This window comes from Paenibacillus montanisoli (assembly GCF_003268025.1).
GTDB lineage: Bacteria > Bacillota > Bacilli > Paenibacillales > Paenibacillaceae > Paenibacillus_Z > Paenibacillus_Z montanisoli.
Genome location: NZ_QLUW01000002.1, coordinates 1,082,354 through 1,108,509, shown reverse-complemented (window position 1 = coordinate 1,108,509; position 26,156 = coordinate 1,082,354). Strand labels below are relative to the sequence as shown.

The following is a 26,156-nucleotide window of genomic DNA, read 5'->3' as shown; positions in this document are numbered from 1 at the left end:
CGCCAGCATATGAGAACGGTTGGACGGAGGGGAGATGAGCGGTCTAATATGGGCGGGGAGCAGGGGCGGAATTTCGGCGTTCGCCTGCTTGTTCGGTTTCGAAATCGACAGAAATCTGCAATACTAGACTAAATACCTAAACATGTGCAGCAATCAATTTCTCCAACGGAAGGACAACTCAAGATGCTCAATAAGCTCGCAGATGCCTTGCATGACCGCATGGTCGCGGCAGGCGTTCAGAATGCGCCCTCGGCGCCGGTCATGACGTACGCTTTTCAAATATTGACCAATACGCTATCGGCAGCGTTCGGTGCGATGCTGATCGGAGCGATCACCGGAACATTCACCGCAACCTTGATTACGCTTCTCGTATTTGCGACAATCCGTTATTTATCCGGCGGTTACCACCTCAAGTCTGGCTATCTCTGCACGGCTGTATCGATCGCGGTACTGGTGGCGATACCTCACGTTAGCTTGCCTCATTCCTATATTCCATATATCACCGGCTTTTCGATCATCATGATGCTGATCTTCGCACCGGCGAATTACGATAAATATGCGACGCTGCCGGAACGCTATTATCCGCTGCTCAAGCTCATTTCAGCATCATTCGCTGCTCTTAATTTCTTCTTCGTATCCGAGTTGCTGGCGGTGATCTTCGGGCTTCAATCCATCCTTCTCTTATTTAAGAGCAGGAGCGAGGAAGAGTGAGTCCTATTGTAAAAGCTATGGAAAACAAAAAGAGTTGGCCCTCGTTGGGGCTAACTCTTTTCTTTTTTACTCGTTATGATGAAGGTCATGTTGGTGCTCGTGTTGATGATCGTGATGATGGTCATGATGATGATGACCATGATGGTGGTCATGATGATGCCCATGATGTGGATGATGGAGGGGAGCTGCTTGCTCGATTCCGTCTCTATGCGAGTGAATTGCAGTTTGCGCGGTCATGCTGCCTACTATGGCACGCAGGACGTTGGGGCGTTCGGGCAGGTCACGCGATCCGGCGCCGTAACCAATGGATTTTATGGTAATCTCGGGTATGGTCGAGCTGAATGCCGCAGCTAAGCTGCTGACGATTCCTGCTCCGGTAGGTGTCGTTAATTCCTTCGGAATTTGCAGGGAAGCGATGGGCAGACCGATCATCATCTCCAAAGTCGCCGGTGCGGGAACCGGATATATCCCGTGCGCGCATTTCACTGTCCCATACCCTAATGGCACAGGGGATACATAAATGAGTTCGACTTCCAATGACTCTAGCGCGAGTGCGACACCCACAATATCGACTATGGAATCGACAGCGCCCACCTCATGAAAATGAACATGCTCCAAAGGAACGCCATGGATTTTGGCTTCAGCTTGACCGATGCGATGGAATACGGCAAGGCTGCGCTCCACGACCCGTTCCGGGAGCCCGGCTGTCCGGATCATCTCGACAATTTCGCTATAGTGACGGTGAGCATGGGGTTCATGTTCCGAAACGATATCTGCTTTTAATGCGGCGATGCCGTTCTTATTGACCTTTTTCCATACGATTTTGTAAGGCTCTATCTGCAGCTTGGCGAGTTCTTGCTCAATATAGGCTTTGTCGGCGCCGGCATCGACAAGAGAGGCGAGAGTCATGTCTCCGCTAATACCGCTAATGCAGTCCAAATATAACAGGCTCATCGATTAACGCTCCATTCGAATGGATTTATGGATGTTGGCTGCAGCGTATGCGGCTCCGAAGCCATTATCGATATTGACTACCGTTATTCCCGGAGCGCATGAATTCAACATCGCCCCAAGAGCAATCAAACCATGTAATCCGGTACCGTAACCGATACTTGTAGGTACGGCAATTAGCGGTTTGGCTATCAGACCGCCGAGCACGCTAGGCAAGGCGCCTTCCATTCCGGCGATTGCGATCACGACATCCGCTCCGCTGATTACATCCAATCGTTTAAATAATCGATGGATGCCAGCCACGCCGACATCTGTAACCCGTTCTACGCGGCTGCCCATCATTTCAAGCGTAACGGAGGCTTCTTCTGCAGCGCGAAGATCGGATGTGCCGGCACAGACTACGGCAATATACCCTTCCCTTGCAGCCGGAGGGAGAGCTTCTCCAAAACCGGTCAACATCTGTGCGTCAGGATGATGCTTGATTTGCGGGACTTGTTCAATTACGAGTGCCGCTTTGGCCGCATCCACCCGAGTCATAATCAGCTTGTCTGAGAACTCTTTCATCCGGTTTGCTATGGAAACAAGCTGTTCTGCGGTTTTTCCTTCTCCGTATACGACTTCCGGAAATCCTAGACGTTTCTCCCTAGCCGTGTCTAACGTGGCAAAATCATGCGCGCTTTCGTGATTCATCCTTTACCACCTCGCACAAGGCCTTCGTTCATGCTCCCGGTACGGTATCCGGTCAAATCCAATGCAATATATCGAAAACCAAGGCTTCTCAGCTTATCGCTGATCGTTTCATGGAGTTCAACGGCTTTCTGCATTTCTTGCGGAAGGAGCTCAAGGCGCGCAATTTCATCATGGTGACGAACCCGGACTTGATAGAAGCCGAGATCCAGCAGAAATTGCTCCGCTACATCGAGCTGGTCGATTTTTCTCCGCTCGATAGGCGTTCCGTAAGGGATTCGGGATGATAGACAGGCAAAAGACGGCTTATTCCAGGTGGGCAGCCCGAGCGACTTCGACAGCGTCCGGATATCGTCTTTGGTCATGCCCGCTTCCAGAAGCGGGCTTCGTACCCCTTCTTCCGTCTTGGCGGCAAGACCTGGGCGATAATCGCCCATATCATCCACATTGGTACCATCCAAAATATAAGGCAGTCCGTGCTCCTTTGCGATTCGTTTCAAATGCGTGTACAAGCCTTTTTTACAGTGGTAGCACCTGTCCGGGTTATTGGCGACGAAGCTTTGGTTATCCAGCTCTTGAATTTCCGTAAGCAGGTGCTTGACGCCGATCTCGGATGCGAGACTAACGGCTGCATTAAATTCGCGGGTCGGAAATGTCTCCGATGCGGCCGTTACGGCAGCAGCCCGGTCGCCTAGTTCCTGCTGTGCCCGCTTGAGAAGAAAGGTGCTGTCGACGCCTCCGGAAAATGCGACGAGAACACTCTCCATGGATCGAAGGAGTTCGCCTAGCAGTCTATCTTTTGCCTCTAGGGCGAGAGGGGACACGATCATCTATAATTCCTCCTAGCGATGGAATTTAAGGAATCTTTACAATCCGCATACCGTCACTTATCCTAAATACATGAAATAACGATTCCAAAATTAATCAATGAGGATGTTACGAATGAGATCCAAGCCAGGTTATTTGACACAGGTCAAGCAATCCAATATGTCCGCGGTGCTTAAGAGCATTTGGGAATTCGAACCGATATCGCGCGTTGAATTGGTAGAACGAACGGATTTGACTTCCGGCACGCTGACAAATTTGACGCAAGACATGATTAGGGGCGGAATCATCCGCGAGTCCGAGTCCAGTCACGGCAGCGTTGGCCGGAAACGGATGCTGCTGAGACTCGATACGGAGAACTATCGGATCATTGGCATTGATATCGGACGAAACGCATTCGAAGTCGTCCTTACCGATCTGGCCGGCCGGGTCATAGCCGCGTCCGAGGGTTCGACGGCAGGGATGGATAATCCGGACAGCATCTTGGATCTGATAACTCCCTCCGTACAGAAAATGAAAGCCTTGTCGAGCGACAGCGGGAACAAGCTTCTTGGCATCGGCGTCAGCATACCGGGACCCATGGATATGCAGCAAGGCATACTGCTGGATCCGCCTAATTTTCCGGGGTGGGAGCAGTATCCGGTACGGGCTGAGCTAGAGAAGAGGATGGAAGCAACTGTGCTTATCAATGACGATGCGCGTTCTTCGGCATTTGCAGAGCGGTGGTTCGGACTGGGGCGCACAACAAGCCATCTCGTTCACATCACGATGGGAATCGGAATCGGCGGCGGAGTCGTAATGAACGGAGAGATGCTTTATGGCGCAAACGGATTATATGGTCAAATCGGCCATATAACGGTCGTACATAATGGCGAGCCTTGCGCATGCGGCAATCTAGGGTGTTGGGAAACGGTAGGATCCATTCCGGGCATAATGCGGAATTGGACTGACGGACACGGTAAGACGATTATGAACTTCTTTGAAGCGGTTCAGCGCAACGATCGGGAAGCTGCGCGTACTTTGGAGTACACGTTGTCGATCCTGACGGATGCACTGACCAATTTATTTAACGTTTACGACCCGGACGTTATCGTAATGGGAGGGAAATTGTACCCCTACCTTTCGCGATATATGCCTGAAATTCGGAAGCGGGTCCAAAGCCGCGTTTACCCTTTCGTCCGCGAACGGGTTCGTATCGAAGCTTCTACGTTCGGGACCTCGCAGAGCGCTGTCGGAGCGGCGGCCTTGATTTTCGACCGTTTAATGCGAGAGCCGCTGGACATGATCGGCCTGAGTTAAATTAATGATTAAGAAAATGTTTGACCCCCAACTCCTTCTCATCCTATAATTTAATCGAATTATAAATGAGTTCGTGAAATAAGTAAATAACTTAATCACTAAGAAAATAGAGGGAAGGGATGAAGGCATGCATACGATCAAAGCCGTATTGTTCGATTTTGACGGGACAATATCGACGCTCCGGGCGGGCTGGGAAGAGGTGATGAGGCCATTTATGAAGGAATCGATAACCGGTCTGCATGCATTGTCGATGGAACAGGAAGCGGCATTAAATCAGGAAATCGATGCTTACATTGACCATTCGACGGGGATTCAAACCATTTATCAGATGAAATGGCTTGCCCATACTGTGCATGAGAAAGGGTGGAACGAGAGGGTCCTGAGCGAATGGGAATACAAGGCGGAGTATAATCGAAGGCTGCTTGAACGCGTGACGGATCGGATCGGCAAATTGCGTAAAGGTGAACTGCAGCCGGAAGATTTCCTGATTCGGGGGGCCGCCGAGTTCGTCAGGGAGCTGCACAGGCGGGGCGTCGAGCTGTATGTCGCCAGCGGCACGGATCACCCTGATGTCGTACAAGAGGCGGAAGTTCTCGGTCTGGCATCGTTCTTCAACGAAATTGCCGGGGCACCCGTTGGCAGAGCGGAATGCTCCAAGGAAAAGGTGCTGCGAGAGTTGATCGAGACCAAGGGTCTTACCGGAGAAGAGTTGGCGGTAATCGGCGACGGAAAAGTAGAAATCCAATTAGGCAAAGAAGCAGGGGGGCTTGCGCTCGGACTGGCGAGCAATGAAGAGCTTCGCGAAGGGATGAATCCAGTTAAAGAGCGTCGTCTGAGAACGGCAGGCGCGGACTGGATATCCGGCGATTTCGGGAATCCTCAGGCATGGTTTGAGCGATTGGGGGTATAGGACGGTGCCTCCATCTTATCGTAAATACCGGAATGCCGGATGCCGCATATCGGATGAACTCATGTTTAAAGGGTATAAAAGCCTCATGCTGGAGAACGACGTACTGCAAGTGATCTTGCTGCTGGACAAAGGCGGAGAGCCTGTCCGCTGGCTGCATAAACCGACGGATACCGATTTCATCTGGCATACCCGCATGGGTCTTCATTCTCCGCATCCCCTATATCCCGATTATCAAATGTCCTATATGGGAGGCTGGCAAGAAATGCTGCCGGAAGTAAGCGAAACGCATTATTATCGCGGATCGCTGGTGCATCGGGGAGAAACGGCCGTCACTCCTTGGACGTACGAATGCCTCCTTGACAGTCAGGAGGAGCTGCGCGTCCGCTTGACGAATCGATTGAGGTCTCTGCCGCTAGTCATTGAGAAAACCTTGACCATGCGGATAGGCGAGGCGTCGGTGCTCGTCGAGGAAACCGTTTGGAACGAAGCAGCTGTACCGATGGAATTCAATTGGGGGCACCATTTAGCATACGGAGCGCCTTTTATGGATGCGGAAACGATCGTGGACTTTAGCGAGGGCTCCTTCGTTATTAATCCGGTCAGCGGTAAACGTCGGGAATGGCCTTATGCGCCAGGCGATAGACTGGAAACCGATCTGTCCAGGATGGCCCCGCCGGGAACAAAGAAGGATTTGCTGGCTGTCGAGACACCGGATGGTTCCTACCGGATGCGAAACAGAAAGGTTCCTGTAACGCTTGAGGTGAGCTGGGACCGCCATATTTGGCCGTACGTCTGGTATTGGCAAAACTTTGCCGCTGACCCGAATGCTCCTTTCTTCGGCAGCGAGTACAATATTGGGCTTGAACCGTTCAACGTGCTGCCGAAACAGACGTTGGCGGAAGCGGTTGCAAGCGGAACGGCCTTGTCCCTAGAGCCATACGGTTCGCTATCTTCCTGGTTGAAACTAAATGTAGTCGAAGGAGGATGACATCGCATGCGGCATGAGAGGCAGTCATTTGACGGCATTCAAACCTTCTCGGTTTATTCGCGGACAAATCTGGTCACGATCCGCAATATGGCGAGGCCATATGAATCAGCTCCCGAACCTTGGAAGCAGACCGAAACGGAGCGGCAACAATTCGATGAGCTGATCGATGCGATCGTCCGAACCCGATCAGCCGGTAAGCCCGTTATTTGGTCAATGGGCGCGCATGTGATTAAAAACGGGTTGGCCCGTTACGTAATCGAAATGGTGCGCAGCGGGATTCTGACGCATGTATCCGGGAACGGCGCAACGAGCATTCACGATTTCGAGCTAGCCTATTTAGGAGAAACCTCCGAAGACGTGGCGCGCGCCATCGAAGACGGCTCGTTCGGCATGTGGGAGGAAACGGGGCGCTTCATGAACGAGGCGATTCAAAACGGTTCTGCGGCAAATCTCGGCTACGGAGAGAGTCTTTACCGGTACTACATGCGGCATCCCGAGCGGTTTCCTTTCCAGGAAGATTGTGTATTCGTACAGTGCCAGCGTGCCGGTATCCCTTATACCTGCCACATTTCAATCGGTACCGATATCATCCATCAGCATCCGATCGTGGATTTCGAGGCGCTCGGGCGCACGAGCGGCAACGACTTTGAGTTGATGTGCCAATCGATATCCGAGCTGTCGGAAGGCGGCGTATTTCTGAATTTCGGCTCAGCCATTTCAGGTCCCGAAATTTTTTTGAAGGCCGTCAGCCTATGCAAGAACCAGGGGCTGCCCATGCATGCGATTACGGCGGCTAACTTTGACATTCTGCCGGTCTTCCAAGAGCCTGCTCCGTCAAGAAGCGAGTCGGAGTATTACTACCGGCCGCGGCGTAATTTTATGGATCGCCTGGCCCAAATCGGCGGGAAAGGCTATTTGTTCCATGGTCTGCATCAAGTGACGATCCCTCGGCTTTTTCACGGGGTGCTTCATCGGATGCGGGAGCTGGGGGTCGAATTTCCGCCTTATGTCAAAGAAGGGAGATATTCCAGGAAGGAAAGCAAGCTTCACCCGATCGCTCAGCGCCAAGCCGATTTAAAAGTTGAACGTTTTAGCGAATGCGCCGTTGGAAGTGCCGTATCCGAGTGGCCGCAGTCAGAGGATCCGAAGTTCAAGGCATTCATCGCGCGCATTCTCGAAGCGAGGCAGCAGGGCAAAGAAGTACTCGTTTCAATCGGCGGCAATGTAATCGGAAGCGCTGTATCGCCTCAATTATGCGAATTGATCGAACAAGGCGTGATTACCCACTTGGCCATGAATGGAGCCGCGGCCTTTCAGGATTTCGAGCTGGCAGCCTTCGGACAGACCGAAGAGAGCGACGAGGGAGCCTTGGCGGCAGGAACCTTCGGCATGTGGAATGAACCCGGCGAGCTGCTGCATGGCGCGCTTAAAGCCGGGTACGCCAGGGGACTTGGCTACGGCGAAAGCTTGATGGAACATATGCTGGAGCATCCTGAGCGTTATCCCTACAGCCGCTTTAGCCTTATGCATGCTTGCAGAAGCAAAGGTATTCCGTGCACCGTGCACGTAACCATAGGTACCGATGCGATCCAGCAGCATCCTGAAGTTGATTTCGCCGTTCAAGGCGAAACGAGCGGCCGGGATTTTAAGATCTACGTGCACACGGTAACCCGCCTGGATGGCGGCGTCTACGCGAATTTTGGCTCTACCGTTACCGGACCTGAGGTTCTATTGAAGGCGTTGTCGATCGCGCGAAATTTGAAGCATACCGTGAACCGCATCACCACCGCGAATTTTGATATCGTAAAGCTCGGCAACTACCATAGCAAGGTTGGTTACGAGGATTGGGATTACTATTACCGTCCGCGAAAAAATATTATTCATCGCCCTACTAGCCTTGGCGGAGAAGGGTATCATTTTGAAGGCTTGCATCAACAGACGATTCCGGCGATTAATCAGGCGATTCTAGGTCCAAACGGAGAAAGGAAGTATGAGCCATGAGCCTTATGAATCTGGATGACTCTTCTGAACATATGACCTCTTTTGAAGGATTAAAAGAGAACCGTATTGAAATGATACTTGATACTATCGCTTCCTTGAAGGTGGGGGTGATCGGTGACGTTTGCTTGGACATCTATTGGGAAGCGGATATCACGCGAAGCACCTTGTCACGCGAAACGCCTCATCATACGCTGCCTGTCGTGGAAGAGCGATTCTCGCCGGGAGCGGCTGGCAATGTTGCGGCTAATTTAAAATCGCTTGGCTGCAGCGAGGTTTATCTCTGCTCCGTTATTGGCCGGGACTGGAGAGGAGAGATACTCATAGAGCAGTTGGAGAAGCGGCAAATCGATACCGCTTTTCTGCTCGCAAGCGAAGATTGGAGTACGCCCGCCTATTGTAAGCCGATCCGGGTAGGGCTTCAAATGGTCAAGCAAGAGGACCCGCGGATTGATTTCCAAAATTTCCGTCCGCTGCCGGGATTGGAAATGTCCGAACTTAGCGAACGGCTTGACGCTATGATGGAGCGATGCGATGTTATTGCGGTCACCGACCAGCTGCGTAATGGCGTCATAGGCGATGAAATCAGACGCAAGCTGGAGTCCTGGGCCAAGAGAGGCAAAATCATTGTCGTGGACAGCCGAGAAAATATCGGCATGTACGCCGGCATCATCGTAAAGCCGAACGAAATCGAAGCAAGCCGATGGATCGAACCGCAAATGGACTTTATTGATCGGCCTTATACGCATTGGGCAGGAGTGGCGAAGAAGTTATCGGCAGCGGTGAACGGCCCCTGCTGTTTGACGCTTGGCTCCGAGGGTGCGATCTGGGTGAACGAAGACAGCTGCACATTCGTTCCTACGCTTCCTGCCGAACCGCCTATTGATATCGTCGGTGCCGGGGACGGTTTCGCTTCCGCGCTTTTATGCGCGCTTGGAGCCGGCAGCGAAGGACACGAGGCAGTGGCATTTGCGCACCTAGCCGCTTCCGTCGTCGTTAGGAAAATCGGAACAACGGGTACCGCTTCGCCTGATGAAATTCGGAAAGCCCGGCTATCGAGAGAGGAGGGGCAAGCGAGGTGAACTTTTCCGAGCATAAGAAGCAGCACAGAGAAGACGGGATGATTATGCTGCAAACGAATATCGACGACATGAATCCGGAGTTTTGCCCGTATGTCGGAGAACGTTTATTGGAAGCAGGCGCCCATGACGTCTTCTGGATTCCGATCCTGATGAAGAAAGGGCGTCCGGGATTCCTGCTGAATGTCCTTACCAATTCCAAGCGGCTCGAGGCGATGGAGAAGATCATCTTTGAAGAGACGACAACGCTGGGCATGCGGTACATCTGGACCGAATGCAAGCGCCTCGAACGGTACTGGGAAGAAGTCGGCACGCCTTGGGGAGCCGTTCGGGTGAAAATAGGCGTCTTAGACGGCAAGGTCGTTCAAGCGGCACCGGAATTTTCCGATTGCGAAGCCGTTGCGAAAGCTCATCAGGTTCCGATCAAGAAGGTATTCGAAATGGCGCGAGTCGGATATATGTCTTCTAACGAAGGCGATCCGTCGTAGACTTGGAGGCGGAAGCATGCTTCAAGACATGGAATATATCCCGCATGTTCCTGAGGAAATGGCGATCAAGCAGCAATTATATCATTTTCCTCCCTATATTACGCTTGCTCATATGTTCAGCGCTCCGAAGGGCTGGGAAATCAAGCCGCGGGCGCTGAATCAATATCAGCTTCAGTATGTCGTTTCAGGCATTGTCAACTACCATATCGAAGGTAAAGATTATGTGACACGGCGAGGCGATCTGCTGCTTCATCGGCCGCATGAGCGCACTTACGTCCAGATGGTGGATGATGAGCCGTATGTCTGCATTTCGATTGTTTTTCATTTCGGCACGAACCCGTTCCCGTTTGAGAGCATGTTCAACGGATCGCATTTGCTCGGTACCTATCTGGACCATAAGATCGATAAAATGCTGCTGCAAATCGTGAATAATTACCGGCTGCCCCTGCAATCGGATCAAATGTTATGTCAAGGACTGCTGCTCCAGATTCTATCCTATTTGTCCGAGGATACCGGTAATAGGACGAATCAGACCATGGTTGAGAAGACGAAAGCGAAGCTGATTCTCATTCGGAATTATATCGCCAACCATTATCAAGAAAACATACAGCATCAAGACCTGGAATTGATTTCGGGGCTCAGCCGAAATTACATCACGGTAAAATTCAAGCAGGCTTTCGGAATGACGCCGATCGAATTTCTGATCTGGACTAGAATCGAGAAAGCCAAGGAACTCGCTATTCATTCGAACCTCTCGATCGGAGAAATCGCCAATCATGTCGGATATGCGGACGTGCATACCTTTGGAAAAATGTTCAAGAAAAAAGTAGGCTCCAGCTTAAGCCAATTTTGTTCGGCTTTGGTGACGGTTAATTAGCCTGGATGCGGGAGCTGCCGATGTGGCAGCTTCTTTTCTTTTTCCGGGAAAGTGATGATGGCAACCAATTTATTCATCTAGACCAAATACAGCCAGGCCAAAGTGCTATACAATGTGATTCATCAGCCATTCTGAAGGGGTGGGAACATGGCATACGAAATTGTTGAACGCATGAGAGTACGGCTTCAAGATGCAAATGAGACTCGAATGGGTGATGGCCCGACGCGATTAAAGCAATTTATGTACGAGCTTGAAGCCGAAATCGAGCACATGCAGGTACAGCTTCAGCATGAAGATGATTTTGAGAAGGCTTGCAAGGTGAATACCGATATGTATTCCGCAGCGGGCATGCTGAACGATTTATACATTCTCTATCGGGAGTTTGATGAGGAGTGCTGGTTTAGCAAGCGTTGCGTCTAAGAAAAAAGGCTATCTTAACGTCTGAATAAGACGATGAGATAGCCTTTACTTTATGTGATCGAACGGCCGCCATCCGCATGGATTTCGGATCCTGTAATAAAGGATGATTGAGAAGAGGCCAGAAACAAAGCGGTCGCCGCAATTTCGGAAGCGTAGCCGATACGCCCGGCTGGCAGTCTGCTGCCGAGCTCCCGTTTGAAATCGTCCCCTTCAGCAAAGCCAGGCGTATCGACGGCGCCGGCAATGATCGTGTTGGATCGAATGACGGGGGCGTAATCCCTGGCTAGCACGCGCGAAAGGGCGTCAACGCCGCCTTTGGCTACCGCATAAGCACCAAAGCTTGGCTCCGGGATGTGGGATTGCAAGGAGGAGATGTTCACGATGCTTCCTCGATTTCGCTCAAGCATGAACGGAATCATCTCGCGGCTGCCGAGAAAATAGGACTTCAAGGTAACGTCAAGCGTTTGCTGCCAATCCTCGTCCGAGAGTTGGCCGATCGGGACAAGTTTGCGCCAATAGGCATTGTTGACAAGGATATCGCAGGAGAGACCCTTCTTCTTCATGAAAGCCGACAGCTTCCGCCAGTTGTCCGTGATCGAGACGTCCATCGGATAAGCAATGGCATTTCCGCCGCTTCGGTTGATTTCGTCAGCAACCTGCCGAAGATTGGTTTCATTTCTTGCCAGCAGGATGACCGCCGCTCCTTCAGAGGCAAAAACTTTCGCGATTTCGGCACCGATTCCTTGGCTTGCTCCAGAAATAACTGCATATTGATTGCTCAAGAGCGACGTTACCACATTGACCGCCTCCATAATGATATGATACCATCTTATCATACCAGTTGGGAAAATGAAACGGAGATGGATGCAGCAGATGGATATTCAATGGGATAGCAATAAGGTGAACGCAGTCAATTTATCCTCTCCATCTTTGGCGGAGGCAACGGCGCAACGCATTCTGGATGCGATTATGGATTCCAAAATCAAACAGAGCGACCCATTCCCATCTCAATATCTACTATGCGAATGGTTTGGCGTTAGCAGAACGGTTGTTCGCGAAGCTACCCAGATATTAGTTTCAAAAGGCATTCTGGACGTGAAGCACGGTAAAAGGATCACGATTCGCCCGCCGTCCCATGAGCAGATTGCCGAATCGCTATCGCTTGCTTTCCGCAGGGGAGGCGTAAATGTCTTTGACGTATTGGAGCTTCGCAAGGTGCTGGAGTCGGAGGTGGCTTCATTAGCGGCGCTCTCGGCGGACGAGCAAGACCTAAGGGTAATGAAGGAATGTTTGACGTATATGCAGCAGCACTACAATGAGGAGGCCGGGTACGTGGACGCCGATGTGGAGTTCCACAACGCCATCTTCGCTGCAGCCAAGCAGCCAGCATTCACATTAGTGCTAAAGTCAGTCAGCGATTACTTGCATGACAGCCGCAAGCTCTCGTATCGCGGCGAAGAAACGACGAAGCGGGCTATTCGGGCGCATGAACAAATTTATGAAGCGATTCAAAGCCGAGACCCGGCCGCCGCTAAAATCGCGATGAGGAAGCATCTAGAGGAAACAGAGGAGGATTTGAGAGAATCGATGAAAGGGTGATGCCTTTGTCGAAGAGGGCACGGATCATTCTAAGCTTGGATATCGGCTCGTCATCCTGTAAAGCCGTGTTGTTTAATGAATTCGGCGAGGAGCTTGCTTCCGGAAGAGGCGATTATCCCCTTCATCATACGGGAGTGCCCGGAGAAGTGGAACAGCATCCCGAGGAGCTGTGGAAGGGCGTCCGGAAAGCGGTCAGCCGATTGCTTCGAGCGAATATTAACGTCTCCGAAATATCGGCCATTTCGATTTGTTCCCAAATGAGCTCCTACTTTCTAGTCGATAAAGAAAACCGTCCTTTATGCAACGTCATCTCATGGATGGATCACCGCGCTCTGGCGGAAGCAGAAGAAATGAAGTCTGCCTATAAACCGGTTGATCTCTTTCGTCTTTTGGGTGCCGAATTGCCCGTCGGGCCGTCTTGGCCAATCCCCAAACTCCATTGGTTAAATCGAAACTCGCCATCTGTAGTTGCTAAGGCCAAATATTGCGTTCAGCCGAAGGAATGGATCATTTGGAAGCTAACTTCGAACTGGAGAACGGATCGATCAAGCAGCCGGGGGATGGTTAATCAAATCAGCGGCGAGCTTGTCACCGAACTATTCGAATGGGCAGGGATCAGGCAGGAGCTGCTGCCGCCGATCGGCGAACCGTTCGAAGCGGCAGGGAGCTTGCAGCCTGCCGCAGCGGAAGCCTTGTCGCTGCCGGCCGGCATACCGGTTATTCTCGGGTGGAACGACTTAAATGCCGCCGTGCTTGGCGCAGTCGGCACTGGCGGGGAATTGCGGGGCTTCGATATTACAGGTACCTCTGAACACATTGGGATTATAAGGCCCGGCATACGGCCCGAAGAACAGGTCATCGGCAGCGGGATCAATTGGGTCCCGTTCGGCCATGAACATGAGTTATTTTATGGGGTCACGTCGTCCGGCGGTCTGGCGCTCAAATGGTATGTCGAGCAGATCGATCAGTTTTCTCCTCATCAGTCCGCGCGAAAGTCTAAACGAGCAGATGGTTACCATACCGTATTCGGGCATGCGGAGAGGATAAACTCGGGTTCGGATGGCGTTTTTTTTATCCCTTACTTGAATGGCGAGCGTTCGCCTTGGTGGAATCCTGCGGCGAAAGGCGTGTTTTACGGTCTTCGTTTTACGCATGACCGCCGGCATATGGCTAGAGCGGTTCTGGAAGGAGTCGGCTACGCTCTTCGGGCGATCGCGCAGCGTCTTCCTGAAGCGCCCGAATTGATTGTTTCGGCCGGAGGCTCAAGCCGGTTTCCGTTATGGAACCAGATTAAAGCCGATATTCTCGGTATTCCGATCAGCTGCCTGGAGACATCCGAGGCAGGCTGCCTTGGTGCAGCCGTACTGGCCGCCCATGCATCGGGTTGGTACGGATCGCTTGAGGAAGCCGGTCAGCAGATGATTCGTACAGTGGATGTTTATGAGCCGAGGGCGCACCATCAGCGGGTCTATGACGATGGCTACCAAGTTTTTAACGGACTTTATCAATCACTCCTTCCTATCTTTCTTGCGTAAGGGGGCATCGGTTTGAAAGCGCTTATATTCGGAGGGGGCAAAATTGCCCGCGGTTTCATCGGGCATCTTCTTCATTTAAGCGGCGCCACTATCGTTTTCGTGGATGTGAACGCAGCCCTGATCGAAGCGATGAGACGCCGAGGCAAGTACCGCGTCCATATCATGGGAGCCGCGCATAAGAGCATCGATATATCCGGCTTCCGAGGTTATGAGCTTTCGGATGTTCAAGCCATTGCAGGCGAGTGGGCGGAAGCTGACATGGCGTTTACGGCAGTAGGCGGGAAAAATTTATCGGCACTGGGGCAAGTGCTTGCGGCCGCCTTTTGCAAACGCTGCGATCTAGCCCCTTGGGTTCGGCCTTTTAACATCGTCACTTGTGAAAATTGGAAGGAACCTGCTTGTTTGCTGGCTGAAGCCATTCGCTCCCGGCTGCCTTCCGAATACGAGGGTTTATTTGATCGATGGGTGGGCGTGACAGAGGCGGTTGTCATGCGGTCTGCCGTTGAACCGACCGAGGACATGCTCGCTGATGACCCGCTATGCGTCAATGTTCAAGACTTTTGGGATCTGCCCGTCGATCGCGATCGATGGAAGGGCGGGCTCCCCGCTATTGAGGGCGTGCGGTTTATCGAGCAGTTTGCCGGGTTTTTAGAGAGGAAGTTTTATACCTATAATGCTGCGAACGGTACGGTTTCTTACTTAGGTTATTTGAGAAAGCATCGCTATATCTGCGAAGCGGCGTCTGACCCTGAGATCATGGAAGTGCTCGATTGCGTCTACGAGGAAACAAGCCGGGCGCTGGCTCTGAAGCACAACGTGCAGCTGCAGGAACAGCTGCGGTTCGCCGATTCCTCGAAGAAGAAGCTGCAGGATTCGAACATTATCGATTATGTGGAAAGAAATGCGCGCGACCCTATCCGGAAGCTCGGTCCGCATGACCGTCTTGTCGGCTCGGCGAGGCTCGTTCAAGCTAGCGGCGCCGCTCCGGAGGGTCTGGCCGTTGCCATAGCGGCGGCGTTATTTTACGATGAACCGACTGATTCGGGCGCAATAGAGCTGAAAGCTCTGAGGGAAAGTGCCGGAATTGATGCCATACTGCGTGACGTGTGTTCGATAGCGGAAGACGACCCGCTAGCGCTGCTGATTAAAAATAAGGTGGAATGGCTTCGGACGAAACGATGGATTCAATAGAAGCTGAGGCAAAGGAGCTTGCGGAATATGGGGCTTGGCAGTAGTGAGGGCATTGCATCAGTGCAGGACTCTGTCTTCCCGACCGCTGTTATCATAGGTGCCGGGAAGACGGGAAGGGGATTCATCGCTCGTTTGGCTGCGAGCGCGGGTTATCGGATTGTGTTCGCAGATCGTTCCCAAGAACTCATTGAGAGGCTGACGGAAGAACGCGGCTATACCATTCATTACTTTGATTCGGGTCGGAGCCCGGTTCAAATTCAAGGCGTGACGGCATTTCAGCTTCATTCGGAGGAAGCGCTGCTGGAAATAGCTGCGGCTGACACCGTATTTACAGCCGTCGGAGAGCAAAACCTTGCCTCGATAGGCGCTGCCTTAACGAAGGCAGCGCGCCTCCGGCAGAGCCTCTTGCCTGGCAAGCCTCTTCGGATTCTCACCTGCGAGAACGGCGTGGCACCCGGACTCGTATTGCGGAAGGCATTAAGCAAAGCAATGGAGACAATGGAAGCACCGGCGGAACCAGTGCCCTGCATCGTATCGGAAGCGGCCGTTTTCTGTTCTACCATAGAGCGGGAGAACACGAAATTGGACATCATGTCAGAAGCCTATGAGGAGCTGCCCTACGATGCGGAAACTATGGAAGGTTCGATAGGGATAACAGCGATGATCCCGGTCTACGACTTCCGCAAGCTGCTGCAGCGAAAGATTTATACGTATAACTGCATCAGCGCCTGTATCGCTTATTTAGGGGCTTTCAAATCCATGGAGTCCTATGCCGGCGCAGCCAACGATCCGGACATCCGAGCTGTTATCGAGCGCATCCTGGGACCGCTCAACCGTGCGATCGCTTGCAGGCTTGATGTCGAGCTTAGCGAGCAGGAGCGTTTTGCCGAACGGGCTATCCGCAAGTTCAGCGACCGGAGCATTCAAGATAGCATTGAGCGCAATGCGCGGGATGTCATCCGAAAGCTGGGCTCGAATGAGCGTTTGGTTGCTCCCGCGCTATGGATTATGGATAACGCGGATGATATCGACGGATTGGCTTTAGTCATTGCAGCCGCTTTATATTACTACGATCCTATCAATGGGTTGAACGCGTTCATGCTAGCCTCAGGTCTTGACAAAGATCACATGCTCACCAGGAAGTCGAAGCGCTTCTTAGAGCTTCTTCTGAATGCCGACAATCGTGCGGCCGGCTTATTTGCAGGATTGATCAATACAGCAAAATGAGGAGGGCTCCCAATGGAGCATGCGAAGGAGAACGTAAAGCTTCGTCAATTGCTGGAGGATGGCTACTGCATTTATGAAAATATATTGGACGAAGCGATGCTGGAGAGGCTGCGCGAGACGGCGGAACGGCTTGCGGAGGAGCAAACGACGGCGGAGAGAGCGCTGAATCGGTCGACGGGAAGTATGATCCCCGTCACTAAAGACCCTGTGTTTGCCGAACTTGTCGCGTGGCCGCGAGCGCTTGATGCGCTTGCTTCCTTAACTTATTCGGATCCCAAATTTTACGGCGGATATGTCATCAGCAAGCCTCCGCAAAGCCCGCCGTTATTTTGGCATTACGATTATCCCGTATGGGATCATCCGGATGCGTTTGAAAAGAAACCTCACCAGCTCTTCCTCATGTACTACTTAACGGATACCTCGCCATTCAACGGTTGTCTGCGCGTTATTCCGGGCACGCATTTGTATGACAATCCGCTTCATGCGGAGCTGGAAGAAGCCCATTCGCGCAAGCTGCTCCAGGCAGAAGACCTGGACTCGCCCGCCTTTTCGATGCGTCCCGATGAAATCGATGTAGCTGTTCGCGCCGGCGATCTGCTGATCGGCGACGCTAGGCTTCTGCATGCTTCCCATGCCAATCGATCCGACCATCGCAGGACCGTCATTACCCTTTGGTATAATCCTGATTTCTCCACATTCTCCGAACCGCTGAAAGCCTTCTATAGTTCGCTCAAAACAATGCCGCCGGATTCATGGCCTGCCAAAGCCAAGCAGCTGATCGAACCGTTATGGACGCAATATGACGGGGAGGCCGAGCCGCTGCCGTGGAACCGGATTAGACCCATGCGAGGCAGCGTTAATAGGAAGTAAGAGTGATTTAGGAAACCAAATTATAGGTTTGGTATAAATACAATTACAAATATCCCCCTTATAATGCTAATGGGGCGATGAATGTCATTTCCTGCTGAGGAGGATTCCAAATGAAAGAAACTACGATCAATCTGCTAGGCAACGGGACGCACAAGTACAAGGTAGCTGAGGGATGGGGTGCATTGCCGGAGCATTTGTCTTTCGGTTATACGCATGGGATCGTCGTTGATGCTGAAGATAATGTGTACGTCTTCCATACCGGGAATCCATCGGTTGTCAAATTTGACTCCGAGGGCAATTATGTAACGTCTTGGGGAAACGAGTATGAAGACGGCGCACACGGATTTTATTTACATAAAGAAGGTGCCCAAGAGTTTCTGTATTTGGTCGAAGCCAATAAAGGCGTGACCGTAAAGTGTACCTTGGACGGGGATAAGGTTCTTGAAATCGGTAAACCGGATCGTCCGGACATTTATGGCGAAGGGCAGCGATTTGCCCCGACCGACGTAGCGGTTGCCCCGAATGGGGATATCTATATTACGGACGGTTACGGTCAGAGCTGGATTCATCATTATACCTCCACGGGCGAGTATGTGCGTTCTTGGGGCGGACAGGGCAGCGAGCCTGGGCAAATGAACTGCCCGCACGGCATTTCCATCGATCTGAGAGGGAATGAACCGGAAATTTACGTGGCGGACAGAGGAAATAACCGCATTCAAGTGTTTACGTTGGATGGACAGCATAAACGCTTTATCGTGGACGATATGGATATGCCTTGCAGCTTTTACTATTTCGGCGACGAGGTCTATTTTCCGGACCTTCACAGCCGAGTCACCGTTTTCGATCGCAGCGACAGGCTGATCACTCATCTCGGCGAAGATCAGCAAGCCTATAAGCAGAAAGGATGGCCGAATTTGCCCAAGGACTATTACCGTCCGAATAAATTCAGTTCTCCGCATGGGGTTTGCGTGGATTCGAAAGGGAACGTATATGTCGCGGAATGGATCTTTGACGGCCGTGTCACGAAGCTGATTCGACAATAGTAAACGAGTTTAGCGGAAGAAGGAAGGCCGTGCTTGCAATTTGCACGGCCGATTATTTTAGTAAATATGGAAATAACAGGGTTTAAATTTGGTTTAAAAATTTGAATTTTTTTACTTTCTCGCTAATTCGACAAAAACTCCGAAATAATCCTCATTCCATTCCCTAAATTTCGATAAAATAAATGTTTTGACAATGCTATAATTGGAAACGTACAAGGTTAAGAAAAAACTCGAAATGAATCACATTGTCATCAAAAAAATATTATAAAAACCATCTTGTAACATGTATGATGAGATGATAACATAATCAGTGAACAGAGATAGTGACTTGAACCAAAGTACATAAAGGAAGGGGGTATGAAGAATGAAAAGCAGCAAGCTTTCTTCCCAGTTCATCCTGCACGTATTTTTGCTCCCTGCCGTGGTTCTGACGCTTTTATTTAACTATCTCCCCATGTTTAGTAATGTAATCGCTTTTATGGAGTACGACATATTCGCAGGATGGATGGGGCTCGGAAGCAAGTGGGTGGGGTTCGATAACTTCGCCTTTTTGCAAGAGGACTGGTTTTATGAGCTGGCCATGCGGACGCTGTTCTACAGCGCATCGATGCTGCTCTTCAGCTTTCCGGCTTCTCTGATTCTCGCGCTACTGCTGAATGAGCTGAGAAACCAGACATTCAAAAAATTCGCGCAAACCATTTCTTACGTTCCTCATTTCGTCTCCTGGGTAACAGTAGCAAGCTTAATCTATATTTTCCTCAGCGTTGACATCTCCGGCTTGGTAAACAATTTGAAAGTTGCCTTATTCGGCGGCGAACGGATCCTCTACATGCAGCAAAGCGAATATTTTCTTCCTGTCATGATCATTTCCCAGGTTTGGAAAGAAATCGGCTGGGGAAGCATCCTCTACTTAGCGGCAATATCCACCATTGATCCGCAGCTATACGAAGCGGCTACCGTCGATGGAGCGGGACGATGGCGTCAATTGCTGCATATCACCCTCCCAGGCCTTGTTCCTACCACGATTGTTCTGATGATTTTCTCGCTTGGCGGCCTCTTCAGCGGCAATTTCGATCAAATTTTCAACCTTCAAAATCAGGTCATTCAAGAAAAGACGAACATTATTTCTACGTATACGTATTACCGCGGCGTTAAAGGGGCGGAGTACTCGATCGCAACGGCCGTCGGTTTATTTTCCGGGGTGATCAGCTTTATCCTTCTGAAAATTGCGAATTTCACGGGCAAAAAGATTGGGGATACATCGATCATTTAGCGGAAGCGGAGGGCTAGCCGATGGACACCGTCTCAATAGAAGTTAAAAACTCTACGATTACCAAACGGAACAAAATTAAGGTGTCGATAGGAGAACGCACCTTCGATCTCGCGAATGTTCTTCTGATCTTGCTGCTTTGCGCAATTACGTTATATCCGTTCTGGTATGTGCTGGTCCTTTCTCTCAACGAGGGAAAAGACGCGGCTAGGGGTCCGATCTGGTTTTGGCCGAGAGAGTTTACCTTGCAAAATTACGAGTATGTCATTCGTAACCCTTATATCGTTCACGCGTTTTTGATAACGGTTACAAGAGCTGTTATAGGATCGCTTGTCTCCATCGGCGTTATGTTCCTGGCAGCCTATTCGCTCTCGAAGCGGAATTTGGCAGGCCGGAAAACATATTTGTATTTCTTGATGATCCCGCTGTTTATCGGGGGCAACGTCGTTACTAATTATGTGGTGATGGCCAAACTGGGCATGTTGAACAACTTTCTGGTTTACATCCTCCCAGGCGCGTTTAGCTTCTTCTTTATGATTATCATCCGCACATTCATAGAGCAGCTTCCGGAAAGCCTGGAAGAGTCAGCCATGCTGGACGGTGCCGGACACTATGAAATCCTAAAGAGCATCATCGCTCCCTTATCGAAACCGATTATCGCCGCGATGCTGTTTTTCTCGGTCGTGAGTCATTGGCTCGATCTGAGCACAAACCTGCTGTATGTGACCGATCGCTCGCTATACGTTGTGCAATATGTGCTTTATATGGTCGTTTTATCCAGCTCGCCTGGGGATTTAAGCGATATCACGAACGTGGCGATGAGGCTGCAGAGCCAGAGCAGCGGATCACTGCCCACGCCCGAAGTCCTCAAAATGGCAACGCTCATTGCGGTGACGCTGCCTCTTCTGTTCATTTACCCTTTCTTTCAAAAATATTTCGTCAAAGGTATGCTGGTAGGCGCAATCAAGGCGTAAGAGCGCGAGTGCTTAATGACCGATTTGTTCGCAGACGGAAGCATGCGCCGCTCTGTGCCAAATAGTAAACGAAAAAAAACGAGGGGTGTATGTGGCCATGGGGAAGAAGTGGTTAGGACTTACTGTCAGCTCCGTACTCTTAGTAAGCACACTGCTGTCAGGCTGCTCTAATAATGCGGACCCGAAGGAGTCAGGACAGGAGACACCGACAACACCGACAAGCAACAATTCGAAGAGCAATAACGGCACGGAAACGCCGGCGACGCCGGAGGATCAACTGGCAGCGTGGTCAGAATTAAAGATTACGATGACAGGCTATCCGACAGCGGGCAATGAACGAGCGCAGGAAGACGTATTGACCCCGATCTGGCGCGAAAAAACGAAGGTCATTCCGGAAACCATTACCGGCGGCGAAGATAAAATCCAGCAATGGATTGTCGCCGACACGCTTCCGGATATCATTGCTACGCCTGGCCATGCGAGAGGAACGCAGGATTACAATCTGCTTAAGGAAAACAATAAGGCCATCGAAATCAAGAAGGAAGACATCATTAAATATATGCCGCGATACGTAGAGTACTTGGAAGAGCTCGGCGGCAGCGTCGACCAATTGTATGAGGATAACAAAGATCTCCAAGACGGTAAGCTTTGGTTTATCCCTTACATTCAAGGGATCAAGCAAATGCCGGCTCTCCAAGGCACAAAATACGAGAAGGACGTCCTCGGTTTCTCGCAATACAATTTCTATTTCCGTGATGACATTCTGAAGCAAATTTACCCGAATGCGAAAACGGAAGCTGAATTGCGAGACTTGTATAACAAACAAGGCGGTACGTTGAGCTATGAAGATATTAGCGATGTGCCGATCAATAGCATCGACGATTTGCTCGCTTACCTGCGCAAAGTCAAGGAGCTTAATGTAAAAGTCGGGGATAAACCGGTCAGCGCTCACATGCAGTCCAACTCGACGAATCCAAGCTCGCTGCTATGGTCGATGTTCTCCGTACCGGGCTATTTATGGACGGAAACCGGAGAACGGACGCAAAAGGGGAACCAGTTGACGTATACCCCGCTTACACCGGAATGGAAGGATTATTATAAGTTCTGGAATACGGCTTACAATGAGGGTCTTGTCGATCGGGAGTCGTTCATTCAAAAGGACGATCAAATGAACGCGAAGATCATTAACGGCGAATACGCCGTGTTTAACGGCTGGGGACCGGCGAATGATGCCCGCGCGTTGTCCAAGAAGGAAAACCGGGGCTATGGCTTCCGTCTTGTACCGATGTTTGCGAATCAGCCGATGGTCAGCAAGTACCAGGATCTGACCTATCAACCGGTTAACTTGGACGGTTCCGCTTACGGCTACATTATTACTACCAAGGTCGATGAGAAAAACCTGCCGCAAATCCTGAATTGGTTCGACTGGAACTTCAGTAAGGAAGCAGCCGAGCTGCGCGCTTGGGGACTTCCGGAATGGTCGACGGGCGAAGGCGAGAACCGGAGATTCAAACCGGAGTACAAAGCCATCGAGGATTGGGCGGTAGGAGGAATCAAGAGCGATAAAGACGGTAACTACTACGGGTTATTCGATCTGCTGAGCGGCAGCGGTTCCGCTAACGGCGCTCCTTACTGGAACCACGAAACGTACGGCGTGCGCGGCCTGCCTTATGCTTATGTTCCTAAAGCTGTTTATCCGCCTTCTCCATCTCCGGATGCCAATACGGACGGCGCGGTTCTTGTCGCAGAGAACAACCACTTCAAGAGCAATGTCAAGTACTATCATCAAACCGGCTGGGCGTTCGCGAATCTTGATCCGGAAGGCAAATTCGACGCGATCGATTCCAAAACAGGCGTTTACGGCGCGACAACGAAGAGCAAGATCGTTAACCTGATCGTCGGCAAACCGGGAGATTTCGAGAAGAACTACAACGATTACATGAGCTCCTATACGGACGAGTGGAAAACAGAATGGGCAGCGATGCAGGAGCGTTGGAAAACGCTGTGGGATACGAAGGTTCAACCGGAAATCGATAATATGAAGTAATAGAAAGCTAAAGCCAGCGGAGCTCTTCCTAATCTCGATAGTGCTGATCATTCACATACGACGAGAAAAGGAAGAGCTCTTCTATTTATTTCCCTATTAAATCGCATTGAAATGAGGTAAGCCGATGATCCGGGTTACGGTTTGGAACGAATATATCCACGAGCTCAGAAATCCGAAGGTAGCGGAGATTTATCCGAACGGCATGCACCAGGCGATAGCAGATGGGATTCGGAGCGATTTCATTCATGTCCGTACGGCAACGCTCTCGGAGCCTGAGCACGGGTTGACCGATGCGGTACTAGACGAAACCGACGTGTTGATCTGGTGGGGGCACATGGCTCATGACCAGGTAGACGACAAGATCGTCGAGCGAGTCCGCGACCGCGTGTTGAATGGAATGGGGTTAATCGTGCTGCATTCCGGCCATTTCTCGAAGCTGTTCAAATCGCTGATGGGCACGACCTGCGGATTAAGGTGGAGGGAAACGGATGACAAGGAGAGATTGTGGGTGATCGATCCCTCACATCCGATCGCGGAAGGACTGCCGCCGTTTTTTGAGCTTGAAATGGAAGAAATGTATGGCGAGCACTTTGATATTCCTGCCCCTGACGAGCTCGTTTTCGCGAGCTGGTTTGAAGGAGGAGAGCTGTTCCGCAGCGGTTGTACGTTCCGCCGCAGCCGCGGGAAAATCTTTTATTTCCGCCCGGGCCATGAGACATACCCGACTTATCACAATAAAGAGATTTTGCGCGTGATTGCTAACGGCGTACGCTGGGCGGCACCTACTCCCGGCTCAAGACCCCTATATTGTGAAAATACGCCTCCTCTGGAGCCGATTAAGCCGAAGCGATAGATGCGGATCCCTTTCGAAGGAGATGAAGGAGTACGAATATGCTGAAACAGCAGTTGGAGCTGGAGATTGAAGAGGCGTTAAAAGAGGTTCCCGTTCTCGATATTCATACGCACCTGACCGGGAGACGGCTGACGGCTCGAGGGCTTCAGGATATATTGCTTTACCATATGGCGATCAGCGACTTATACGCGGCTGGCTGTCCTAACGGAAGCCGACTGACCGAATTTCCCAATTTTCCTGCGGAGGAGGAAGCTCAACAGCGAATACGGGAGGCGATTCCCTATTTGTCCCGCGTGCGGAATACAAGCACGAGCTGGGGAATTCGGATCATTCTCGAGGATCTGTATGATTGGAAAACGCCTGTCGATGAAAGCAACTGGCTCAAGCTGCACGAAGCGGTGAAGGAACGCTCGAATGATCATAGCTATGCAAGAAGCGTTTTGGATGGCCTCCGAATCGAACGGTCCGGCACGGAGCTGTCCCGGAGAGGGCAGGGCGAGGATGACGACCGGCTGCAGTATGCGCTTGAATGGGGATTCTTCACGCGCTGCCAGTGGGGAGAGTTCGATACCGCCTTATACGAGCTTGAAAAATGCTGGGGGCGCGAGCCCGAGGCTCCATCGCCGATCGGCGGCGCCAGGCCGCAGGTGAGCCGGATCATTCGAACGATGGACGATGTTGAGGAAGCCATTGCCCATTACGTGAGCAAAATTCCTTACGATACGGTCTTGTCCACCGCTACGCATCTTTCCACGGATATTGACTATCGCGTCGTTTCTAAGGAGGAGATGGCGGCGGCTTTGGCAAACCGGGAGCATGCCGGTCCGCATGAGCGCGATATTTATGCTTCCTTTGTCAATGAAGCGATTCTTACCGCCATGGAGAAGCGAAGCGAGGACGGCATCGTATTCCAGTTCAGCTTCGGAGCGGAACCGCTGCCGTACGAGACAGGCAGCAGACTTTCGCAGCGGACCATTGCGCAAGTCGGAGACATGATTGCAAGGCATCCAAACTTGCAATTTCAATGCTTATTGGCAAGCCGCCATGCCAATCAATCTTTATGCACCATGGCGCGGGAGCTGCCGAATCTGACTCTGGCCGGATATTGGTGGCATAATTTTTTTCCGGACGCGATGCAGCAGACGATAACGGAAAGGCTTGATATGCTGCCCGCCAATAAACAAATCGGCTTTTTCTCTGATGCCTATTGCTTGGAATGGACCTACGCCAAGCTGACGATCGTCCGGAAAATATTGGCGCGCGTGCTTGCCGATAAAGTGAGGCTCGGGCAATACCGGATTGACGATGCACTGGCAATCGCAAGGGAGATTCTTTACGAGAGTCCGCAGACGATCCTTGGGATGAAGCCGTATGCGCAAGGGGGACATCGATAATGAGCGAGCAGATCCCGTCCGCCATCATCGGTCTAGGCTCCACAGCGGTAGACGATCTCGTATACGTGCGGCAGTATCCCGAGGCTGATTCGAAGATGCCCGTTCTGCGCGAGGAAAGGGATTGCGGCGGCCTGACCATGACCGCGCTTGTTGCCGCATCCCGTTTAGGCGTGAAATGCGCGTATGCGGGAACGCTCGGGAGCGACGACTTATCTACTTTCGTCCTGAGGAGGCTGTCGGCGGAGAGAATCGATGTAAGCCGGGTTCGAATCGAAGAAGCTGCCAGACCGATTCATTCCACGATTATCGTCGACGAGACGGAAGGCACCCGCAATATTTTTTTTAACACCGCTAGTGTCCCGGGGGCTTCGTCCGATGCGCCGGAAGCATCATGCATTGCGCAGGCAAAGGTGCTGTTCATCGATAATTTCGGTGTGGAAGGCATGATTCGAGCGGCGAAAATCGCCAGGCAGAACGGAGTGGCTGTCGTTGCCGATTTCGAGGACGATCAGCATGCCGGTTTCGGGGAACTGCTGCAGCTCGTAGACCATTTGATCCTATCGTACGGATTTGCCTGCCGTGTGACAGGCTGCACGGAGCCGCAGGAAATCGTGGAGCGATTATGGCATTCGAATAGAAGCTTGGTGGCGGTCACCTGCGGGAAGGAAGGCTGCTGGTTCAAGGCCGGTTCGAATGAGCCGGTTTGCCGTCAAGAAGCTTTTCAAGTCAAGGTTGCCGATACAACCGGATGCGGTGATGTGTTTCACGGCGCTTATGCGGCATCGCTCGTTATGGAGATGCCTGCGACGCAGCGAATTCGTTTCGCATCGGCAGCAGCGGCGTTAAAGGCGACGAAGCCGGGCGGCCAGGCGGGTTCTCCGGACCGGTACACGGTCGAGCAATTTTTGCAACAACACTAA

General features: G+C 51.5%; 25 protein-coding genes. 21 read left to right on the top strand and 4 right to left on the bottom strand.

What is annotated here, in order from left to right:
* Positions 1–183: 183 nt before the first annotated feature.
* The gene (locus DL346_RS14635; RefSeq protein ID WP_112882816.1) at positions 184–711 is read left to right on the top strand and encodes an accessory gene regulator ArgB-like protein; all 528 of its coding nucleotides are present in this window, start codon (positions 184–186) and stop codon (positions 709–711) included.
* Between the two features lie 66 nt (positions 712–777).
* On the opposite strand, the gene larC is transcribed toward DL346_RS14635, so the two are convergent.
* Genes larC through larE form a run of 3 tightly spaced genes read right to left on the bottom strand, consistent with a single transcriptional unit; the run spans position 778 to position 3,179 of the window.
* The gene (larC, locus tag DL346_RS14630) at positions 778–1,665 is read right to left on the bottom strand and encodes a nickel pincer cofactor biosynthesis protein LarC (protein WP_112882815.1); all 888 of its coding nucleotides are present in this window, start codon (positions 1,663–1,665) and stop codon (positions 778–780) included.
* A 3-nt stretch (positions 1,666–1,668) separates the two neighbouring features.
* A complete protein-coding gene (gene larB / locus DL346_RS14625) occupies positions 1,669–2,352 on the bottom strand; it encodes a nickel pincer cofactor biosynthesis protein LarB (RefSeq protein ID WP_112882814.1) in 684 nt (227 codons plus the stop codon).
* Entirely contained in the window at positions 2,349–3,179 is an 831-nt protein-coding gene (gene larE, locus DL346_RS14620) for an ATP-dependent sacrificial sulfur transferase LarE (protein WP_112882813.1), read from the bottom strand. Before larE ends, larB begins: the two co-directional genes overlap by 4 nt.
* 112 nt (positions 3,180–3,291) lie before the next feature.
* Between larE and DL346_RS14615 the strand changes: the two genes are divergently transcribed.
* The 8 genes from DL346_RS14615 to DL346_RS14580 all read left to right on the top strand — a co-directional run bounded on the left by DL346_RS14615 (position 3,292) and on the right by DL346_RS14580 (position 11,233).
* Positions 3,292–4,473 carry an ROK family transcriptional regulator gene (locus DL346_RS14615; protein WP_165822514.1) on the top strand — a complete coding sequence of 394 codons (1,182 nt, stop codon included), beginning with the start codon at positions 3,292–3,294 and terminating at the stop codon, positions 4,471–4,473.
* 127 nt (positions 4,474–4,600) lie between these two features.
* On the top strand, positions 4,601–5,383 hold the full coding sequence (locus DL346_RS14610) for an HAD family hydrolase (protein WP_112882811.1): 783 nt from the start codon (positions 4,601–4,603) through the stop codon (positions 5,381–5,383).
* A 4-nt stretch (positions 5,384–5,387) separates the two neighbouring features.
* Positions 5,388–6,371 carry a DUF4432 family protein gene (locus tag DL346_RS14605; protein ID WP_112882810.1) on the top strand — a complete coding sequence of 328 codons (984 nt, stop codon included), beginning with the start codon at positions 5,388–5,390 and terminating at the stop codon, positions 6,369–6,371.
* Positions 6,372–6,377: 6 nt separating this feature from the next.
* Positions 6,378–8,372, top strand: a complete 1,995-nt coding sequence (locus DL346_RS29305) for a GSU2086 family protein (RefSeq protein WP_206098522.1) — start codon at positions 6,378–6,380, stop codon at positions 8,370–8,372.
* 71 nt (positions 8,373–8,443) lie between these two features.
* Complete coding sequence (locus DL346_RS14595) at positions 8,444–9,451, top strand: bifunctional heptose 7-phosphate kinase/heptose 1-phosphate adenyltransferase (protein WP_165822513.1); 1,008 nt, start codon at positions 8,444–8,446, stop codon at positions 9,449–9,451.
* Entirely contained in the window at positions 9,448–9,936 is a 489-nt protein-coding gene (gene larC2 / locus DL346_RS14590) for a nickel pincer cofactor biosynthesis protein LarC2 (protein WP_112882808.1), read from the top strand. Before DL346_RS14595 ends, larC2 begins: the two co-directional genes overlap by 4 nt.
* Positions 9,937–9,952: 16 nt before the next feature.
* On the top strand, positions 9,953–10,813 hold the full coding sequence (locus tag DL346_RS14585) for an AraC family transcriptional regulator (RefSeq protein ID WP_240633166.1): 861 nt from the start codon (positions 9,953–9,955) through the stop codon (positions 10,811–10,813).
* A 147-nt stretch (positions 10,814–10,960) separates the two neighbouring features.
* The gene (locus tag DL346_RS14580) at positions 10,961–11,233 is read left to right on the top strand and encodes a hypothetical protein (protein ID WP_112882807.1); all 273 of its coding nucleotides are present in this window, start codon (positions 10,961–10,963) and stop codon (positions 11,231–11,233) included.
* Between the two features lie 50 nt (positions 11,234–11,283).
* On the opposite strand, the gene DL346_RS14575 is transcribed toward DL346_RS14580, so the two are convergent.
* Positions 11,284–12,030, bottom strand: coding sequence for an SDR family NAD(P)-dependent oxidoreductase (locus DL346_RS14575; RefSeq protein WP_165822512.1), 747 nt, complete (start codon positions 12,028–12,030; stop codon positions 11,284–11,286).
* Positions 12,031–12,106: 76 nt separating this feature from the next.
* Here DL346_RS14575 and DL346_RS14570 point away from each other — a divergent pair, with 76 nt between their 5' ends.
* The 12 genes from DL346_RS14570 (at position 12,107) to DL346_RS14515 (ending at position 26,156) form a co-directional block, all read left to right on the top strand.
* A complete protein-coding gene (locus tag DL346_RS14570) occupies positions 12,107–12,832 on the top strand; it encodes a FadR/GntR family transcriptional regulator (protein ID WP_165822511.1) in 726 nt (241 codons plus the stop codon).
* A gap of 5 nt (positions 12,833–12,837) precedes the next feature.
* Complete coding sequence (locus DL346_RS14565; protein WP_165822510.1) at positions 12,838–14,367, top strand: xylulokinase; 1,530 nt, start codon at positions 12,838–12,840, stop codon at positions 14,365–14,367.
* 12 nt (positions 14,368–14,379) lie between these two features.
* On the top strand, positions 14,380–15,558 hold the full coding sequence (locus tag DL346_RS14560; RefSeq protein WP_112882803.1) for a mannitol dehydrogenase family protein: 1,179 nt from the start codon (positions 14,380–14,382) through the stop codon (positions 15,556–15,558).
* Positions 15,559–15,585: 27 nt separating this feature from the next.
* Positions 15,586–16,785, top strand: coding sequence for a mannitol dehydrogenase family protein (locus DL346_RS14555; protein ID WP_112882802.1), 1,200 nt, complete (start codon positions 15,586–15,588; stop codon positions 16,783–16,785).
* A gap of 12 nt (positions 16,786–16,797) precedes the next feature.
* A complete protein-coding gene (locus DL346_RS14550) occupies positions 16,798–17,655 on the top strand; it encodes a phytanoyl-CoA dioxygenase family protein (protein WP_112882801.1) in 858 nt (285 codons plus the stop codon).
* A 110-nt stretch (positions 17,656–17,765) separates the two neighbouring features.
* Positions 17,766–18,698: an NHL repeat-containing protein gene (locus DL346_RS14545; protein WP_112883136.1), complete on the top strand. Its 933-nt coding sequence runs from the start codon at positions 17,766–17,768 to the stop codon at positions 18,696–18,698.
* 364 nt (positions 18,699–19,062) lie between these two features.
* A complete protein-coding gene (locus DL346_RS14540; protein WP_112882800.1) occupies positions 19,063–19,971 on the top strand; it encodes an ABC transporter permease in 909 nt (302 codons plus the stop codon).
* A gap of 20 nt (positions 19,972–19,991) precedes the next feature.
* Positions 19,992–20,942: a carbohydrate ABC transporter permease gene (locus DL346_RS14535; RefSeq protein WP_112882799.1), complete on the top strand. Its 951-nt coding sequence runs from the start codon at positions 19,992–19,994 to the stop codon at positions 20,940–20,942.
* Positions 20,943–21,039: 97 nt separating this feature from the next.
* Entirely contained in the window at positions 21,040–22,989 is a 1,950-nt protein-coding gene (locus DL346_RS14530; protein ID WP_112882798.1) for a type 2 periplasmic-binding domain-containing protein, read from the top strand.
* Positions 22,990–23,113: 124 nt separating this feature from the next.
* Positions 23,114–23,842 carry a ThuA domain-containing protein gene (locus DL346_RS14525; RefSeq protein ID WP_112882797.1) on the top strand — a complete coding sequence of 243 codons (729 nt, stop codon included), beginning with the start codon at positions 23,114–23,116 and terminating at the stop codon, positions 23,840–23,842.
* A 38-nt stretch (positions 23,843–23,880) separates the two neighbouring features.
* On the top strand, positions 23,881–25,236 hold the full coding sequence (locus DL346_RS14520) for a hypothetical protein (RefSeq protein WP_112882796.1): 1,356 nt from the start codon (positions 23,881–23,883) through the stop codon (positions 25,234–25,236).
* Positions 25,236–26,156: a carbohydrate kinase family protein gene (locus tag DL346_RS14515; protein WP_112882795.1), complete on the top strand. Its 921-nt coding sequence runs from the start codon at positions 25,236–25,238 to the stop codon at positions 26,154–26,156. Before DL346_RS14520 ends, DL346_RS14515 begins: the two co-directional genes overlap by 1 nt.

Coding starts and splice junctions, on each gene's coding strand:
- DL346_RS14610 (WP_112882811.1), top strand. CDS start 4,601: ATGCATACGATCAAAGCCGTATTGTTCGATTTTGACGGGACAATATCG.
- DL346_RS14520 (WP_112882796.1), top strand. CDS start 23,881: ATGCTGAAACAGCAGTTGGAGCTGGAGATTGAAGAGGCGTTAAAAGAG.
- larE (WP_112882813.1), bottom strand. CDS start 3,179: ATGATCGTGTCCCCTCTCGCCCTAGAGGCAAAAGATAGACTGCTAGGC.
- DL346_RS14555 (WP_112882802.1), top strand. CDS start 15,586: ATGGGGCTTGGCAGTAGTGAGGGCATTGCATCAGTGCAGGACTCTGTC.
- DL346_RS14580 (WP_112882807.1), top strand. CDS start 10,961: ATGGCATACGAAATTGTTGAACGCATGAGAGTACGGCTTCAAGATGCA.
- larB (WP_112882814.1), bottom strand. CDS start 2,352: ATGAATCACGAAAGCGCGCATGATTTTGCCACGTTAGACACGGCTAGG.
- DL346_RS14570 (WP_165822511.1), top strand. CDS start 12,107: ATGGATATTCAATGGGATAGCAATAAGGTGAACGCAGTCAATTTATCC.
- DL346_RS14595 (WP_165822513.1), top strand. CDS start 8,444: ATGATACTTGATACTATCGCTTCCTTGAAGGTGGGGGTGATCGGTGAC.
- larC (WP_112882815.1), bottom strand. CDS start 1,665: ATGAGCCTGTTATATTTGGACTGCATTAGCGGTATTAGCGGAGACATG.
- DL346_RS14535 (WP_112882799.1), top strand. CDS start 19,992: ATGGACACCGTCTCAATAGAAGTTAAAAACTCTACGATTACCAAACGG.
- DL346_RS14545 (WP_112883136.1), top strand. CDS start 17,766: ATGAAAGAAACTACGATCAATCTGCTAGGCAACGGGACGCACAAGTAC.
- DL346_RS14530 (WP_112882798.1), top strand. CDS start 21,040: ATGGGGAAGAAGTGGTTAGGACTTACTGTCAGCTCCGTACTCTTAGTA.
- DL346_RS14515 (WP_112882795.1), top strand. CDS start 25,236: ATGAGCGAGCAGATCCCGTCCGCCATCATCGGTCTAGGCTCCACAGCG.
- DL346_RS14615 (WP_165822514.1), top strand. CDS start 3,292: ATGAGATCCAAGCCAGGTTATTTGACACAGGTCAAGCAATCCAATATG.
- DL346_RS14525 (WP_112882797.1), top strand. CDS start 23,114: ATGATCCGGGTTACGGTTTGGAACGAATATATCCACGAGCTCAGAAAT.
- DL346_RS29305 (WP_206098522.1), top strand. CDS start 6,378: ATGCGGCATGAGAGGCAGTCATTTGACGGCATTCAAACCTTCTCGGTT.
- DL346_RS14550 (WP_112882801.1), top strand. CDS start 16,798: ATGGAGCATGCGAAGGAGAACGTAAAGCTTCGTCAATTGCTGGAGGAT.
- DL346_RS14635 (WP_112882816.1), top strand. CDS start 184: ATGCTCAATAAGCTCGCAGATGCCTTGCATGACCGCATGGTCGCGGCA.
- DL346_RS14540 (WP_112882800.1), top strand. CDS start 19,063: ATGAAAAGCAGCAAGCTTTCTTCCCAGTTCATCCTGCACGTATTTTTG.
- DL346_RS14585 (WP_240633166.1), top strand. CDS start 9,953: ATGCTTCAAGACATGGAATATATCCCGCATGTTCCTGAGGAAATGGCG.